Source organism: Rhizobium sp. GR12 (assembly GCF_036596185.1).
Taxonomy (GTDB): Bacteria; Pseudomonadota; Alphaproteobacteria; order Rhizobiales; family Rhizobiaceae; genus Agrobacterium; species Agrobacterium nepotum.
Window position 1 is genome coordinate 16031 of record NZ_JASXTH010000024.1, and the last position, 16783, is coordinate 32813.

The 16783-nt window shown below is 60.0% G+C and carries 12 protein-coding genes; 5 read left to right on the plus strand and 7 right to left on the minus strand.

Going from position 1 to position 16783, the window contains the following annotated elements; translation table 11 throughout:
- The first annotated feature begins 65 nt into the window (after nt 1-65).
- Both QSK43_RS26220 and QSK43_RS26225 read left to right on the plus strand, forming a co-directional pair.
- On the plus strand, nt 66-812 hold the full coding sequence (locus QSK43_RS26220; protein WP_332305913.1) for a hypothetical protein: 747 nt from the start codon (nt 66-68) through the stop codon (nt 810-812).
- 220 nt (nt 813-1032) lie between these two features.
- Nucleotides 1033-1965: a ribose-phosphate pyrophosphokinase gene (locus tag QSK43_RS26225; protein WP_045018991.1), complete on the plus strand. Its 933-nt coding sequence runs from the start codon at nt 1033-1035 to the stop codon at nt 1963-1965.
- A 309-nt stretch (nt 1966-2274) separates the two neighbouring features.
- Here QSK43_RS26225 and QSK43_RS26230 read toward each other — a convergent pair whose 3' ends face one another.
- The 4 genes from QSK43_RS26230 to QSK43_RS26245 are packed head-to-tail and all read right to left on the minus strand — an operon-like array spanning nt 2275 to nt 5743.
- Nucleotides 2275-3123, minus strand: coding sequence for a phosphatase PAP2 family protein (locus QSK43_RS26230; RefSeq protein WP_045018994.1), 849 nt, complete (start codon nt 3121-3123; stop codon nt 2275-2277).
- Nucleotides 3113-4621 (minus strand): ArnT family glycosyltransferase, encoded by a 1509-nt coding sequence (locus QSK43_RS26235; protein WP_332305914.1) that lies wholly within the window; start codon nt 4619-4621, stop codon nt 3113-3115. The genes QSK43_RS26230 and QSK43_RS26235 overlap by 11 nt, the downstream gene beginning before the upstream one ends.
- Nucleotides 4596-4883 carry a lipid-A-disaccharide synthase N-terminal domain-containing protein gene (locus QSK43_RS26240; protein ID WP_332305928.1) on the minus strand — a complete coding sequence of 96 codons (288 nt, stop codon included), beginning with the start codon at nt 4881-4883 and terminating at the stop codon, nt 4596-4598. The genes QSK43_RS26235 and QSK43_RS26240 overlap by 26 nt, the downstream gene beginning before the upstream one ends.
- A gap of 20 nt (nt 4884-4903) precedes the next feature.
- Nucleotides 4904-5743, minus strand: a complete 840-nt coding sequence (locus QSK43_RS26245) for a glycosyltransferase family 2 protein (protein WP_332305929.1) — start codon at nt 5741-5743, stop codon at nt 4904-4906.
- A 191-nt stretch (nt 5744-5934) separates the two neighbouring features.
- Between QSK43_RS26245 and QSK43_RS26250 the strand changes: the two genes are divergently transcribed.
- The gene (locus tag QSK43_RS26250) at nt 5935-8196 is read left to right on the plus strand and encodes a methyl-accepting chemotaxis protein (RefSeq protein ID WP_332305915.1); all 2262 of its coding nucleotides are present in this window, start codon (nt 5935-5937) and stop codon (nt 8194-8196) included.
- Between the two features lie 145 nt (nt 8197-8341).
- Here the strand turns inward: QSK43_RS26250 and exaC are convergent, their stop codons facing one another.
- From exaC to QSK43_RS26265, 3 genes are all read right to left on the minus strand, one after another.
- The gene (gene exaC, locus QSK43_RS26255) at nt 8342-9859 is read right to left on the minus strand and encodes an acetaldehyde dehydrogenase ExaC (RefSeq protein ID WP_045018999.1); all 1518 of its coding nucleotides are present in this window, start codon (nt 9857-9859) and stop codon (nt 8342-8344) included.
- A gap of 173 nt (nt 9860-10032) precedes the next feature.
- On the minus strand, nt 10033-10992 hold the full coding sequence (locus QSK43_RS26260) for a helix-turn-helix domain-containing protein (RefSeq protein ID WP_045019194.1): 960 nt from the start codon (nt 10990-10992) through the stop codon (nt 10033-10035).
- A gap of 108 nt (nt 10993-11100) precedes the next feature.
- Nucleotides 11101-13182, minus strand: a complete 2082-nt coding sequence (locus tag QSK43_RS26265) for a putative bifunctional diguanylate cyclase/phosphodiesterase (protein WP_045019196.1) — start codon at nt 13180-13182, stop codon at nt 11101-11103.
- A 306-nt stretch (nt 13183-13488) separates the two neighbouring features.
- On the opposite strand from QSK43_RS26265, the gene QSK43_RS26270 reads away from it, so the two are divergent.
- On the plus strand, nt 13489-14094 hold the full coding sequence (locus QSK43_RS26270) for a 50S ribosomal protein L25/general stress protein Ctc (RefSeq protein WP_045019000.1): 606 nt from the start codon (nt 13489-13491) through the stop codon (nt 14092-14094).
- Between the two features lie 301 nt (nt 14095-14395).
- Complete coding sequence (locus tag QSK43_RS26275) at nt 14396-16783, plus strand: EAL domain-containing protein (protein WP_332305916.1); 2388 nt, start codon at nt 14396-14398, stop codon at nt 16781-16783.

Genomic DNA, 16783 nt, shown 5'->3' on the forward strand with positions numbered 1-16783 from the left:
GAAAACCAGCCCTACATTGCCGCCACCTTGGGCAAGAAGGAGCGGGACATGAGAGGGAACATCGCATGAGCCGGACGGGGTTTTTCCTCGTCATTCCGGCGCTGGTGCTGGCCTTGTCGGCCTGCAACACCACGGAGGCGCTGACGCCGCAGGTGAATGTCGGTCACAATGGCTCGCAATCGACACCGGTGACGCAGGGCGATCTCGACCAGATGGCGGCCGCAGCCGACCGCGCGCCTGCGGGCGCGCCGGCAACCGCCTCTTCCGTGCCCGCCTATGCGCCGCAGAACTCCTTGCAGGCGCAGGCACAGGCGCTTTCCAACGGCAGCCAGTATGGCGAGCCGCTTGGCCAGAACCAGTCTCCCGGCCAATCCACGGACCGTTCCCCCGGCAACAGTCAGCCGCCGCCCTCGCAGCAGACGGCTGCACTTGCGCCTGCCGCTTCCGGCAACTCCATCCGCTTCCTGCCGATCATCGGCGCGCCCGTTCAGGCCGTCACGCCGCTTTCGCGGCAATTGGGTGCCGAGGCGCGGGCAAAGGGTCTGACTATCCGCGCCTCCAACGACAATTCGGCCGACAACATCCTGAAAGGATATTTCTCCGCCTTCGCCGATGGCGGCAAGGTCAATGTCGTTTACGTCTGGGACATTCTGGATGCCAATGGCACCAGGCTTCACCGCCTGCAGGGACAGGAGGCCGTGGCCGCCAAAGGCAGCGATCCATGGGCCGCCGTGACCGACAGGGTCATGCAGGATATCGCCGCAAAAACACTCAACGAGTATTCGTCATGGAAGCAGTCTCACAGGGGATGAGATGAAACGACGGGAGAAGTCACAGAGATTTCATGAAAATCATTGCGAAAGCACTGAGTCCTCTTGCAATCGGAAGCAACAACGCTATTAAGGCGCGCATGGCAACAAGGTGTGTCCGGCAAAGGTTTTTGCAGCCGGACGTTCCTCCCCTTGAACGACGCTTGGTTACGGCAACACTTTCCCGTGGCGCAAGGCGATTGCATGGAAACAGGCGGCCGCAATGAAGGTTTTCGCAGGCAATTCGAACCGGCACCTTGCCGAAGCGATCTGCAAGTATCTCAACGTACCTCTCGGAAATGCCACCGTAAAGCGGTTTGCTGACCAGGAAATTTTCGTAGAAATCAGTGAAAACGTGCGCGGCGAGGACGTTTTTCTCGTCCAGTCCACATCGTTTCCGGCAAACGATCATCTGATGGAACTTCTCATCATGATCGATGCCATGCGCCGCTCCTCGGCAAAGCGCATCACGGCGGTGCTACCCTATTTCGGTTACGCCCGTCAGGACCGCAAGGCAGGCCCCCGCACACCGATTTCCGCCAAACTCGTCGCCAATCTGATCACCGAAGCCGGTGCTGACCGCGTATTGACGCTCGATCTTCATGCCGGTCAGATCCAGGGCTTTTTCGATATTCCGACAGACAACCTCTTCGCAGCCCCCATTCTGGCCCGCGATATCAAGGACCACTACGACACCAACAACGTCATGGTCGTTTCACCTGATGTCGGCGGCGTGGTTCGCGCCCGCGCCCTGTCGAAGCGTCTGGACTGTCTGCTGGCAATCGTCGACAAACGCCGCGATCGTCCGGGCGAATCCGAAGTCATGAACGTCATCGGCGACGTGTCCGGCAAGGATTGCATCCTCATCGACGATATCATCGATTCCGGCGGCACGCTCTGCAATGCGGCGGAAGCACTGCTGAAAAAGGGCGCGACCAGCGTCACCGCCTATATCACGCATGGTGTGCTTTCCGGCGGCGCGGTTGCCCGCGTGGCCTCCTCGAAGCTGCGCGAACTCGTCATCACCGACAGCATCCAGCCCACCACCGGCGTCCAGTCCGCGCACAATATCCGCGTGATCAGCACGGCCGGCCTTCTGGGCGAGGCGATCAACCGCACCGCGCAGGAACAGTCGGTTTCCGGCCTGTTCGACTGATACGCCCTCGGTCCCGTTTATCCAACCGGGAACCGGGATCGATTATGGACGGGAGAAATGCGTGGCCGGGTAAACGGAGGCGCGTTTTCAAACTGAGTCTGCTGAACGCAGGTGCCGGATAGCGGCAAAATCCGAAAACCACTCCTCCGTCATCCTCGGGCCTGTCCCGAGGATCTGCAACGTCTTGATTTTATCGGCGTGTTTAAATCCTAGGGACAAGCCGAAGGATGACGTCGAGATAAGTCGCAACGTTCGCCATCAACTTCTAACCATATGGGGCCGCATCAGCCGCAAGGCGCTTCCCCCCACTCAGGAAGATGCCGCGCCCGCATCCGGAGGCCGTTGCAGGCGTGTGGCCGCAGCCTTGATTTTCGGCCACCAGCGCCGAACACGGGCGCGGACAGCATGGCTGCCATTGCGCCACAGGCTGGTCGCATCGGCCGTAACGGCATCGCCGGTGAAGAGCTGACGGTGACGGGCAATCGCCAGCACCCGATAAAGAAACAGCGTCGTCAGCGCGGAAAATAGTACCGACATCACCACATCGCTCAGGAAATGCCCGCCGGCGGCAATACGCAGGCCCGACATGAGGATGATGGCTCCGGCGGTGGTGCCGCCGATGACAAGACGCCCGCCCCATTGCAGGCGGTGCCAGACAAGCGCGCAAAGCGGCAGGAAAAAACTGGCTATGAGCGCCGTTTCCCCGGAGGAAAACGAACAGTTCGAATAACATTGCGTGCTGAACTGGAAAGGCGGCGTGAAAAGCTGATGCCCGCCGAAATCGCTGACGCTGAATGGCCGGGCGCGCCCGACATTGGCCTTCAGCACCCCGTTCACCAGAAGTCCGGCACACAAAACCACAGGTCCACAGAGGAAGGCCCAGACACGCCAGCCGGTGCGTTGCAAGGAGCCGAGCCGGAGGTTGCCGATCAGGAGGATGAAGGCCAGAAGAGTTGCCAGTTCCGTTCCCTCGCGCAACGTATCCCGCAACCACTCGGGAAGCGGCTCGCGGCCGGACCACAGGTTCCCATCAGGAGAAAAGAACAACGCGGAAAAGCCAAGATCGATGGACGGGAAGGTCGCGAACAGGATGACCAGCGCCAATGTGGCCAATGTCACCCAGATCGTGATCCGCATATGCGAAAGATCATTGTCCATTGGCCGCCCCTGGAATGCATTGCGACGGCAGCCGCCAGATCCCGATTTCCTTGCCTTCCAGAAAGCCCGGCCCGGCGACCCAGCGCGAAAGCGGCGTCTCGCCGGCAAGGCAAGACGGCAGGCCATCAGCAGTTGCCAGAAACACGGGATTTGTCGCCTCGCCGGATTCTAGCGGGTAGAGCAGTGCATAGTGGCTGGAAGGGACGCCGGTTTCGGGCAGCGCGCGCAGCATGATCCGCTTCTCGTCCCGCAGCTGGTAGAAAAGCTCGGCCAGAATGGAGCGATCGGAAGCGACGATAGCGTCCGCTCCAACCTCTCGTGCCCGTGCGAAGCCGGTCGATACCAGCTCCGAGCGGCCAAGATAACGCTTCATCGCCAGTTCGCCGCTCGGCAGCCGCAATTCCGTTCCGGCGATCGTCATCAGCGGCAGCCCGATGGCGACGATACAGCCGAGCACAAGGGTGGAAACGGTGAGCCAGCGCCGGGATGCCAGGACCGGCACCGCCAGAAGCACACCCGCCGCATAAGCCCCCACCGCCCAGTTGGCGAGTGCCCGCGATATCAACCCCTGTGTGGTAATCAGAAGCACGATCGGCACCGAAAGGACGACCAGCGCCCGGGTTTCCGCGTTTTTCGCCCGGAACGTCGCAATGATCATGCCGACGAAGACGAACGGCCCGACAACGCCCGCCTGCGAGAAGAAAAACTCGAGCGCGGGACCGATTTTCAGCTGAATGCCATGCCAGTTCGCATTATCCGCCGTGTGGCGCGCGGTCATGAAATCATGCGCGGCGTTCCACCACAGATTGGGAGCGATGACGGCGGCGCAGACAAGAGCCGCGATACCGGCATCACGCCAACGGATGCGCCAGCCCACGCAAAGCCATCCAGCGGCGATGAAGCAGGGCAGAAAATAGATCATCGCATATTTCGACATCAGCCCGAGGCCGAAACAGAGACCGAGCGCGATACTCCAGAGCGTCGCAGATGTGCCGGCGGCGCGCGCCTGCGCCAGTTTGCGCACACAGATCATCGACAGCACGATGAACAGCATCATCGGCGTATCGGTCGAGATCAACAGGCTGCCGAGCGTCACGGCGGGCAGCGTCAGATAGACGACAGCGGCCAGCGAAGCGAGTTTTGCATCGTATATCATGCGCCCAAGCGCAAGAATCCCCGCTGCCGCCACACCATGGATTATCGGTGCGGCCAGCCGCACATCGAAGGTGCTCTCGCCGCCGCTCAGAATGCTGGCCGCGCGAATGATCCAGCCGATCAGCGGCGGTTTGGAATAGGCGCCGAACGCCATCTCGCGGCCCCACAGCCAATATTGCGCCTCATCGACGAAAAGATCGGTGCGGTTGAAGGCAAGCCCGAGGACGCGCAGCACCGTGACGAGCACGATTGCCGCAAGCGCAAGCGTCATCCATTGGCGCTGCTCGCTCGCCTGCGCATGGGGCAGGACCGCGCCCTCATGCATGCTGGCGGCGTTCTGCATGGATCAGCCAGAGATTCCGGGCATAAATGAAGAGGCCGGACGCCTGCCCCATAATGAAAACCGGATCGCGACGCCAGATCGCGTATAACAGCAGCACCAGACCGCCGCCGATGGAGAAATACCAGAAGGCCACGGGAATGACCGAACGGTTCGCCCGTTCCGACGAAATCCACTGAACCAGAAAACGCATGGTGAACAGCATCTGGCCCATGAAGCCGGTGCAGACCCACAGAAATTCCTTCCAGCTGCTCACATGCAGCATGGACCATAAGGCCGGTACATTCACGGCGATGTCTCCGTTTTGAAGGTTTCAGCCCAGCTGGCACGCTTGCGCCGGCGCAGCAGCCAGGCAACGCCAATCAGATCGTGGATGCCGACAAGCGCACGGCCGATATTGGTGTAATGGGAATTGCCATGCAGGCGCGCCCGGTGCGTGACGTCGACATGGGTGACCTGCCAGCCGTCGCGATTGAACAGCGCCGGAAAATAGCGGTGGTGGTGATCGAAATAGGGCAAGGCGAGATAGGCATCGCGGCGGAAAGCCTTGAGGCCGCAGCCGGTGTCCCGCGTGCCGTCCTTCAATATCCGCGCCCTCAAGCCGTTGGCGAAGCGCGACGAAAGACGTTTTCCAAGCGTATCGCGCCGGCCGACACGCTGGCCGGCCACAAGCGCAAGCCGGCTCTCAGCATTGGCGGCAAGAAGCGGTGCGAGAAGTGCCGGCAGATTGTCCGGCGGGTTTTGCCCGTCTCCGTCAAGCATGCAGATGATGGCCGCGCGCGCCGCCTGCACGCCGCTGTGGATCGCCGCCGACTGCCCGCCCTGACGGTCGTGCCGCACCAGCCGCAGCATGGGAAAACGCCCGGCGAGCGAAAGCGCCACATCCGCCGTGCGGTCGGAGGAAGCATCGTCCACGACGATGATCTCGAACGGGCCGACTGGCTTGCAGGCAGCAACAATCTCCGCCACGAGCGTCTCAACGCTCGCTTCCTCATCGTGCATGGGCACGACAACGGCGAAATCCGGGGTCGATCTCAAAGGCGCTCCGTCATATCCGTCTGCGGATGTTCCGCAAACATCATCGATAGTGGCGAGAGCAGGAGCGCGGAAAGCTTGCATGAATATGAACAGCCGTTGAACTTCGCTCGGTATGCGCTTGTTCTGTTGCAGTTTTATTACGGAAAACGCGTCGGCGAAGGCCGGAGATTTTTTCACGGTATGCGGGAAATAATCATACAATTCCTCGCCCTTTAACGTGACCGTAAACAATTGTTGCGACGTTACGGCCACGTTTTTTTGGGGGGGGAGGAAACAGGATGCCGGGTGTAAATCCGACTGCTGTCAAAGCTAAATCATTGTCGATCAAGGCCAAATTCGCAACGCTCGTCACGGGCGCGACGCTGGTTTCGTGCCTGGCCGTTGGGTTATTGTCCTACGAAATGGGCAAGTCCGGCCTGATCGACGCCAGCAAGATCAGGCTCGAGACGGTTGCGGGAAACCAGTCCAAACAGCTTGATGCCTATACGCTGCGCGTCGAACAGAGCATTTCCGAGCTGTCGCAGAACGCTGCGATCGCACAGGCGCTGGAAACAATGACCACCGTCGTGCCGACGGAAAAGGATGCGATCATCGAGGCTTTCCGCCGCGAGGGCGTATCCGAGGAGGAGCGCGCCTCCTTCAACGGCGAAGGATTGCGGCTGCTTTACGCCATCCGCCACGCCACGATCAACGCGGCCATTGCCAGCGTCTGGCGCAATACCCGGGTCAGCGACATCTACGTCGTCGACAAGGCGGGTCTCATTATCTATTCCGTGACCAAGGGCAAGAACTTCCTGACCAACGTGGCGGAACCGCAAAACAACGCGATCAAGGAATTGTTCGACCGCATCGAAGCCGGCAAGGACGGTGTCGTCAGCACCACCGGGTTCAGCAGTGCCGATGATGCAGCCATGATCGGCATGCCGCTCGCGGTCTCGAACTGGGGCCAGCTCCAGCGCAAGGGCGCCGTCATCATGCGCATTTCACCCGATCGCATCGGCGCAGTGGTAACGCCAGAGGAAACCGGCAAGTCCATCGACGATGCCGTTCTTCTGAACGCCGAAGGCAAACGCCGGGCGGGCGTACTCTCGGCCGGGGCGGATGCCGCCGTTTCCGAAAGCCTCGCGGCCCTTACCAGTGCAAGCGAAGCCGGAACGGTAATGGCGCAGACACCTGCGGGCAACATCTTTTACGCCTATCGCCCGGTCTCCGTCTTCGGGCAGAAACATCTTCTGGCAATCGGCCAGCAGGAGAGCAAGGTTCTGGCGGCAGCCAATGATCTCGCCTTCTGGGCAACGCTTGCGACACTTGCGGTTCTCGCCGTCATGACGCTGGTCGGCATTTTCGTTTCCGCCAGCCTGACCAAGCCGCTGACCGGCCTTGCCGCGTTGATGGAACGCCTGAACGGCGGTGACAATAATATCGAGATCAAGGCCGTTTCCCGTGGCGACGAGATCGGCACCATGGCGCGTGCGCTGGAATCCTTCCGCCAGGGCATTCTGGACAAGCAACGCATGGAGACCGAGTCTCATCGCAAGAGCGAGGAACTGGACGAGGAACGCGCCCAGCGCGAGATGGAAAAGGCAAGAAGCGCCAAGGAACTGGAAGAAGCAGTCGACGCGCTTGCGACCGGTCTTGCCAATCTTGCGACCGGCAGGCTCGATCTTCGCATCGAAAAATCCTTCGTGCCGTCGCTCGACCATCTGCGGATCGACTTCAACAACTCCATCGCTGGGCTGGAAGCGACGATTTCCAACATCGGCGAAAGCGCCAATGCCATCCGCTCTGGCTCCGGCGAGCTGAAAAGCGCATCGGAAGATCTGTCGCGGCGCACCGAACGTCAGGCGGCAGCCCTTGAGGAAGCCGCCGCAGCCCTTGGGGACATGACGCAGGCCGTCAACGTCTCGCTCTCGCGCTGCAACGTCGCCGTCGAGGCAACGGCGGAAACCATGCAGGACGCCCACAAATCCACGGCCGTTGTCAAGGAAGCCATCGTCGCCATGGAACGCATCGAGACCTCGTCGTCCAAGATCCGCCAGATCATCGATGTCATCGACCAGATCGCCTTCCAGACCAATCTCCTCGCGCTGAATGCCGGCGTCGAGGCGGCCCGTGCCGGCGAAGCTGGAAAAGGCTTTGCGGTCGTGGCGCAGGAAGTGCGGGAACTCGCCCAGAAATCGGCGGCCGCCGCACGGGACATCACGACGCTAATCGCCACCTCCGCGGGCGATGTTGAAAGCGGCGTGGCGCTGGTGCTGAAGACCGGCGAAAGCCTGGAGCAGATCCAGAAACGCATCCAGTCGGTCAACGACCAGATCGGCGCGATCGCCACCGCATCGCGCGAACAATCCGGCCGCCTTGGCGAAATCAACGCATCCGTCAACGAACTCGACCATGTGACGCAGCAGAACGCGGCGATGGTGGAGGAAACGACGGCCGCTGCCTTCTCGCTGGCAAGCGAGGCGGATGGCCTCACCGAACAGGTGGGCCAATTCTCGCTCAGTGCTATCGGGCAGCGGGACCAGCGCTACGCGGCATAATCCGCAACGACAAAGGCCGGAGGCAGAACCTCCGGCTTTTTATTTTGCTTGAAAACTCGATCCGGGCTCCCAGGAGCCGAAGCCCCTGGGAGCACACCGGCGGCTTGCGATCATGGCGATCCGCCGCCGGCTTCCGGGGAGGACCTCAGAAGAAGCCAACCTTGTTCGGGCTGTAGGATACGAGCAGGTTCTTGGTCTGCTGGTAATGATCGAGCATCATCTTGTGGGTCTCGCGACCGATGCCGGATTGCTTGTAACCGCCAAAGGCGGCGCCCGCCGGATAGACGTGGTAGCAATTCGTCCACACACGACCCGCTTCGATACCCCGGCCCGCCCGATAGGCGACATTGGTATCGCGGCTCCACACACCTGCACCCAGACCGTAAACCGTGTCATTGGCGATTTCGAGCGCTTCCTCAACCGTCTTGAAGGTGGTGACGGAAACGACCGGACCGAAGATTTCCTCCTGGAAAACCCGCATCTTGTTGTTGCCTTCGAAGACCGTCGGCTGAATGTAGTAGCCGTCCTTCAGGTCGCCCGTGAGTGTCTTGCGGTCGCCGCCGGTCAGCACCTTGGCGCCTTCCTTCTTGCCGATCTCCAGATAGCGCATGATCTTGTCGAACTGTTCCTGCGAGGCCTGTGCGCCCAGCATGGTCGACGGATTGAGCGGATCGTCCTGGCTGATGGACTGAACGCGCTTGATCGCCTTTTCCATGAAACGGTCATAGATCGATTCATGAACCAGCGCACGCGACGGGCATGTGCAGACCTCGCCCTGATTGAGCGCGAAGAAGGCGAAACCTTCGAGCGCCTTGTCGAGGAATGCGTCATCCTCGTTCATCACATCGGCAAAGAATATGTTCGGCGACTTGCCGCCCAGTTCCAGCGAGATGTTGGTGACGTTGTCGGCCGCATAACGCATGATTTCCTTGCCGACCGGGGTGGAGCCGGTGAAGGCGATCTTGGCGATGCGCTTGCTTTGCGCCAGCGGCTTGCCCGCTTCAATGCCAGTGCCGTTGACGATGTTGAGAACGCCCGGCGGCAGCAGGTCTTCGATAAGCTCCATCACCACCAGAATGGACGCCGGTGTCTGTTCCGCAGGCTTCAGCACCACGCAATTGCCGGCGGCGAGTGCCGGCGCAAGCTTCCACGCGGCCATCAGGATCGGGAAGTTCCACGGGATGATCTGGCCGACAACGCCGAGCGGTTCATGGAAATGATAGGCGACCGTATCGTTGTCGATTTCGCCGATCGTGCCTTCCTGTGCGCGGATGCAGCCTGCGAAATAGCGGAAATGGTCGACCGTCAGCGGAATATCCGCATTTGTCGTCTCGCGCAGCGGCTTGCCGTTATCCCAGGTTTCGGCCCGCGCGATGAGATCGAGATTGTCCTCGATGCGCTGGGCGATCTTGAGCAGGATGTTGGAGCGCTCGGTAACGCTCGTCTTGCCCCACTTCTCCCTCGCCTTGTGGGCGGCATCCAGTGCGAGTTCGATATCGGCCGCATCCGAGCGCGGAACTTCACAAATCTTGTGGCCCGTCACCGGCGACAGATTGTCCATGTAGCGACCGGATTTCGGTTCCACCCATTTGCCGCCGATGAAATTGCCGTATTTCAGCTTGAAGGGCGCTTCGCCCGCTTTCTGCTGAACCTGAATATTCATGATTTCATCCTCCCTGATGAAAACGATCCGCGACGGACCGCATGGGAGGAAGGTGGGCCTAGATGACAGTGGGGGGTAGTGGCACGGCGTGGTTCCGCATCGCACATTGTCTCACATCTGCGACAAACCCACGCCGATCCGGCCATCTTGCCCGGATCTCGTTTCAGGTCACCTCAATGCACCGCGAGTTTCTTCATCTTGCGGTGAAGCGTGGCGCGGCTGATACCAAGCAGGGACGCGGCCTGCGTGACATTGCCGTTGGTGCGCGACAGAACCCGCCGCAACGCCGAACGCTCCGCTTCCGCAAGGTCGGAGCCGCCATCGTGACGCTGTTCCTGCAGAATATCGGCGGCGGGCAGCCCCTGCGCGATGGAATTGTCGTCCAGTTTCAGCGCAAGACGCGCCGCGCGTGTCGCCCCCAAAACGAGATCGTCCTGATCAACGGCCAACAGCGAAAGGGCGGCGCCGAAACCGGTCGGCACGACGACGATGCGCGCGCCGGGAAAGGCCCGACGGAAAAGATTGCCCTCGATACGTTGCGCCGCATCCCTCACCGCCTGCGTGACGAAAGAAAAGGTCATCTCGTTGATGTCGTCGCGGCAGGTGGAAATATCGAGAGCACCAGTCACCCGGCCAGTGTGGTCGCGAATGGGTGCGGTCGTGCAGCAGAGTTCCGTGTTCGATGTGAAAAAATGCTGGTCGCGGTAGACCACCACAGAACGCTCGTCGACCAGCGCCGTGCCGATGCCGTTGGTGCCCACGCTCGCCTCGCTCCAGACCGCACCGGACCAGAGGCCGAGCGCCCGGAAATCGCGGTCGTCGCCGGCGGCACCCCGGCGCTCCAGCGCAACGCCCTGCGCATCGGTCAAAAGCAGGCAGCAGCCGGCCTTGCCGACGCTGTGAAAAATACGGTCGAGTTCATCGGTGCTTTCAGCGATCAGGCCGGCGGCACTTTCACGGGCGCGGCGAAATTCGAAGTCGCTGAGAAAGATCGGCTTTCGGTTTTCCTCTGGCGCAAGGTGGTGCTTGACCATGCAGCGGCGCCAGGAAGCGACAATCGGAGAACTTGCGGCTGCGGAACGTTGGCGCGCTGTTTCATACACGCGGTCCGCATGGGCGATGTCTGTCGGCATTCGCTCCTCCCAAAGCTTTTCGGCGATGGTGCGCTGGAAGCGTTCACGTTTCAACTAAAAACTTCGCGGCCGGCATTCGTCAACGCAACCTCGGGCTGCGCCTGAATATCATACCGCCTTGAAATAACGCTGCCCGAGGGTGACTTCCGGCTCGTCTTCGGCCGAGAGAAACGTGTCGTCCACGAGATTGGCGATAGAGTTCAAAGGGCCGGGCCTACCGAAGAAGAAGCCCTGCACCTGCAGGCAGCCTTCGCGGCGCAGGAACTCGATATGCGCCTTGGTCTCTACACCTTCCGCGAGCACCGGAATGTTGAGGCTATGCGCCAGAATGAGCGTGGAGCGAACGATCGCCTCCGACTGCACGTTGGTCGAAAGGCCGTCGATGAAGGCCCGGTCGATCTTGATCTTGTCGAAGGGGAAACTCTGGAGGGTAGACAGCGAGGAATAGCCTGTGCCGTAATCGTCCATGGCGATCTTGACGCCGAGCGCCTTGAGTTTGCGGATCGCGACCAACGCATGGCGATGATCCGCGATGATGCTGCCTTCAGTGATTTCCAGCTCGAGCCTTTCCGGCGCAAGCCCCGTCTCCTGAAGAACTCTCTCGACCTTGTCAGGGAAATCATTGTCCGCAAGCTGCTGCGGCGCGACATTCACGGCGATCGAAAGCGATTTCTTCCAGAGAGCGGCCTGCACACAGGCTTCCCGCAGAACCCACTCGCCCAGTTCAACGATGAAGCCGGTCTGTTCGGCAATCGGAATGAATTCGACCGGAGAGACCATGCCACGCTCGGGATGTTTCCAGCGCAAAAGCGCCTCAAAACCGACGATGCTGCCACTCTTGGTATCGTTCTGTTGCTGGTAATATAGCTCGAATTCGTTGTTGGCGAGGCCGCTGCGCATGGTTATGGCAAGCGCATTGCGCTCCCGCGCGGCCTCATCCATGGATTTGTCGTAGAAACAGATCGTGTCCGATGTCCCGCTTTTTGCCCGGTACATAGCGACATCGGCCTGCGCCATCAGCGTATCGGCATCGATGGAGCCGGTATTGCGGATCGATATACCCACACTCGCGCCCACTGAAAATGTCTGACCGTTCCATTCCACCGGCTTGCTGATCTGCTCGATCAATCGCTGGGCGAATTCCGCACCATCGGCGCGGGTATAATAGGAATGGGTCATCGCCACGAACTCATCCCCGCCCATCCGCGCCAGAAACTCCCCGGTTTTCAGAACGGAACTCGCCCGGTCGGCGATGGCGCGCAGCACGGCATCGCCCGCCGCGTGGCCGTGAACGTCGTTGATTTCCTTGAAACGGTCGAGATCGATCGACAGAAGCGCCGTATGCGCACCCATGGAGACATGACGCGTGCGGCGATTGAGGTGCTCGATAAATGCCGCCCGGTTGGGAATGCCCGTCAGCGGATCGTGCAGCGAAAGATGGCGATAACGGGCAACCGCCTGCTGGGTGGACTGGGCGTCGATGACATAGGTGGAAAGCCCCAGCGCCAGCAGAAGAAGGGTCACCGCGATGGCGCTTCCACCCATGATGGCCGGCGGCAGCAGATTTTCCGAAATGATGATGCGCGGATCGAACTCGAACAACATCGAGGCCATTCCAGTGTAATGCATCGAGGCGATGGCCAGGATGAGAAACGCTACCGCGCTGAACTGGCAGAACCGGTTGATCGGCCGCGCAATGCGATTGACCGCGATCGCGCCAAACGCGGCTCCCAGTACCAGCGAGGCGATAACATAGGCCTGGTTCCAGAAAATCATGCCCTGTACCTGGTAGGCGGCCATCCCAGTATAATGCATGGCCGCAATACCGAGACCGAGTATCGCCCCGCCCGCTTCCACCAGAGCACTGCGCCCGCCATAGGCGGAAATGGCAAAGCCGGTGGTCGTCGTGATAATGGCGATAAGAAGCGAAAGCCCCGTCAGATAGGGATCGTACCCCACCTCGCCGGCCGCGACATAACCCAGCATCGCCACGAAATGGGTTGTCCATATCGCCGCGCCGCCATTGACCCCGGCCAGAAACAGCCAGTTGACCTTCTGCAACCCCGTCGCCAGACGCGCTCTCGAAAAAAGACGCATCGTGACGAAGCTTCCCAGCATGCAGACGAAGACCGCTGCTATGGTGTATCGGAAGTCATGATCGACGGTGAGGCACTGAAGAACTTTTAACATTATCATCTACACAATTGGAATTCCGGGCAGCCTTATCATTTGCCAGGTTTGCAGCAGGTTTATATGAATGGATAAGCGCATATTAAAAGTTGCAATTCATGGCTGCATTAGGCAAATCTAATGAAATTATAACGCAGCGCCCTCGAAAAACGGGCCGCTCTTGTCTTTATCTTCCGTTTGTATTATAGCGCCCGCACCCGTGTAGACACCCTTGGAGGCAACGCGGGCGGGATGGCGCAAGCGCCTCTCCAGTTCAGGCCTCTTTGTTTGGCATGAACTCTCCATATAACCTCGAAAGGAATTGCCATGAGCAAAGAATCGTATGAGCTCAAGGCCGAGGCGCGCGAACGAGTTGGTAAGGGGTCCTCTCGTGAACTTCGCCGCAACGGTTTGATTCCCGCTGTCATCTATGGTGACAAGCAGGCCCCCATTTCCATCGCTCTGTCGACCAACGAAGTAACCAAGCGTATCCACGCCGGCGGCTTCATGACGACGGTTGCGGTAATCGACGTCGACGGCCAGAAGATCAAGGTCCTCCCGAAGGACTACCAGCTTGATCCGGTCCGCGACTTCACCATGCACGTCGACTTCCTGCGCGTTACGGGCAACACGCTCGTCAACGTCGAAGTTCCGGTTCACTTCGAAAACGAAGAAAAGTCGGACATCAAGATCGGCGGCGTTCTGAACATCGTTCGCCACACGGTGGAATTCCACTGCCCGGCCAACGACATTCCGGAATTCATCACCGTTGATCTCACCGGTCTGAAGATCGGCGATAACGTTCACATTTCGAATGTGAAGCTGCCGAAGAACATCACGCCTGTGATCGCCGACCGTGACTTCACGATCGCAACGATCGTTGCTCCGGCTGGCGGCATTGCTGAAGAAGCAACCGACGAAGCTTCTGCATAATGATCTGTGGCCGCAAGGCCGGACAGATTTGAGCTTTGAGGCCCGTTCCGTTTTCGGAACGGGCCTTTTAGTTTTTATGAACTTTAAAAACAGAAACCGACCGCTGCGTGCATCATGGGTGACCCGCTTCAGCGTCGATTAACAATTCCATGAAACGATGCTCGTTGCGCTGTCGTGAAAACACCGGGCGGGTTGAGAAAATATAGTGGGGAACAGGGCTTTTGCCGGAAACCTCACCGATCTCTCCGGATGGCAAAAACGAACGCGGTCATTCTGGGGTAGAGGGTAGCTGCAATCGAACATGGCTCATTCCGTCGAAAGTCGCTTTATCGCGATTGTTTCCGGTGCGCTTCTTACAGTCGTCGCCCCGTTATTCACGCTTTTGCTGACGCTCTCCTATCACGAGGCTATTCGTAGCCAGCGCAATCACCTTGAAATTCTGCTGTCGACAAATGCGCAGGCGCTTGCCCGTCCCTTGTGGGATCTAGACGACGACACCATAAACCAGATTACCGGAACCCTCGTTTCCGACCCCGTGATCCGGATGGTCGAGGTCAAGGATACCTCCGGCCAGCTCGATATCGTCCAGACGGCCGGCAGCGACATCATTCAGGATGCATCCTCCACGACGCGGGAGGTCACTTACAAGAGCACGAACGGGGTCGTCACCGTCGGGCAACTGACCGTCTATTACGACGATATCGGCCTTCTTACCTCCCTCAGCCGGTCCGAACTGGCATTCATCACGATTTTCATCCTCGCCATCCTCACCACCGTTCTTGCGGCCATCGCCGGCAACCGTTTCATGGTCATCCGCCCGCTGATGCGGCTCACGGCAGCGATTGAGGCGACCCGTCGCCTCGGTTCGCGCCACCACGTCGACTGGCGGTCGAAGGATGAGATCGGCAGGCTGGCGAAAAGCTTCAACGAAATGCAGACCCAGCTTGAAAAGGAAGAGCTGGAAATCAAGCACGCCCATGCGCGGAAGACGGAAATCTACAACCGGACGCCCGCCATGCTGTTCTCGCTCGACAGGTACGACAGGATTGCGGCGGTCAGCGATTACTGGGTACAGGCGACCGGCTACGATCGCGCCAGAATACTCGGCCTCAACTTCGCCGATCTCATCCACCCGGGTGACAGGTCGCTGTTCCAGCAGCGCAAGGCGGCGTCACAAGCGCCGGACGCCGCACATGCCGGCATCACCGTGCGTTTTCATTGCGGGCAGGGCAGCGTGATGGACGCCCTCATCCTCGAAAAAGCCCTCGAGTCCGGCGATACGGCGCATCAGAGCACATGTCTTTGCGTCATGACGGATGTGACCGAACTGCGCCAGTCGGAAAAGCGTAACCGCCAGCAGGCCATTTCCGACCATCTGACCGGCCTCTTCAATCGTCAGGGTTTCGAGGCCATTCTCGACCTGCAAATCCGCGATGCGGACAGGAACGGCAGCGAGCTGGCCTGCCTGTTCATCGACCTCGACCGGTTCAAGGCCATCAACGACAATCTCGGCCATGCCGCAGGTGACGCGGTTCTCCGGGAATTCACGCTGAAGCTCGAACCCCTGCTGACACCGCTGGACAGCGCATCGCGGCTCGGCGGCGACGAATTCGCCATTCTGCTAGCCGGCGACAAGGTCGAGGAACGCGGCCTGCTGTTCTGCGAGCGGATTTGCATGATACTGGACACGCCTTTCGAGTTTGAGGGCAACAGCATCCGCCTCAGCGCCAGCATCGGCATGGCGGTCTATCCTCTGCACGCTTCCAGCGCGGCCGAACTTTTGCAGAATGCCGACATGGCCATGTATAGCCGCAAAAGAACGGGCAAGAACGGCGCGCAGATTTTCGACAGTTCGATCATGGACCGGGCGCGCGAACGTGCGGAGTTGGAGCGGGATATCGCGCAGGGGCTTTCCGATGGCTGGTTCGAGCCGTATTTCCAGCCGATTCAAGAGCTTGCAACCGGCCGAACGGCGGGTTTCGAGGCGCTGCTGCGTCTCAACCATCCGAAAAAGGGATTGCTTCCGCCCGCCGCCATCATCAACCTTGCGGAAGAAAACGGCACCATCCATCGCATCGGCAATCTCATCCTCGATCAATCGATCGCCAATCTCGCCAGGCTGTCACGCCTGCCGGGCATGGAACAAGCCTATGTGGCGGTGAATTTCTCACCGCTGCAATTCGAGCCGGGATTGCCGACACGGATCGCCGGCGTGCTGCACCGGCACGGCATTCTTCCCAAACGGCTGGTCATCGAGATCACCGAGGCCGTCATCATGAAGGACGATCCGCAAATCCGGGCGATCCTCAATGCCATTCACCAGCTGGGCTGCCGCATCGCGCTGGACGATTTCGGCACGGGTTATTCGTCGCTGAGCTATCTCAGCCGTTTTCCGGTCGATATCGTCAAGATCGACCAGTCCTTCACCCGCTCGATCTGCGACGACACGGTTGAGATAAGGCAACGCAGCCGCATGCTGGTCGAAGGCATCGCCGCGATCTCGCACAAGATGAATTGCGCCGTCATCGCCGAGGGCGTCGAGACGGAAGAACAGATGGCGCTTCTGGCAGCGATAGGCGCGGATTATGGACAGGGCTATTATTTCGCACGGCCGCAGCCCATGGAGGCGCTGATCGCCGCATTGAACGCGGCTTCCGGCGCGGGCCTCGCCGCGGCGCGACAAGCATGA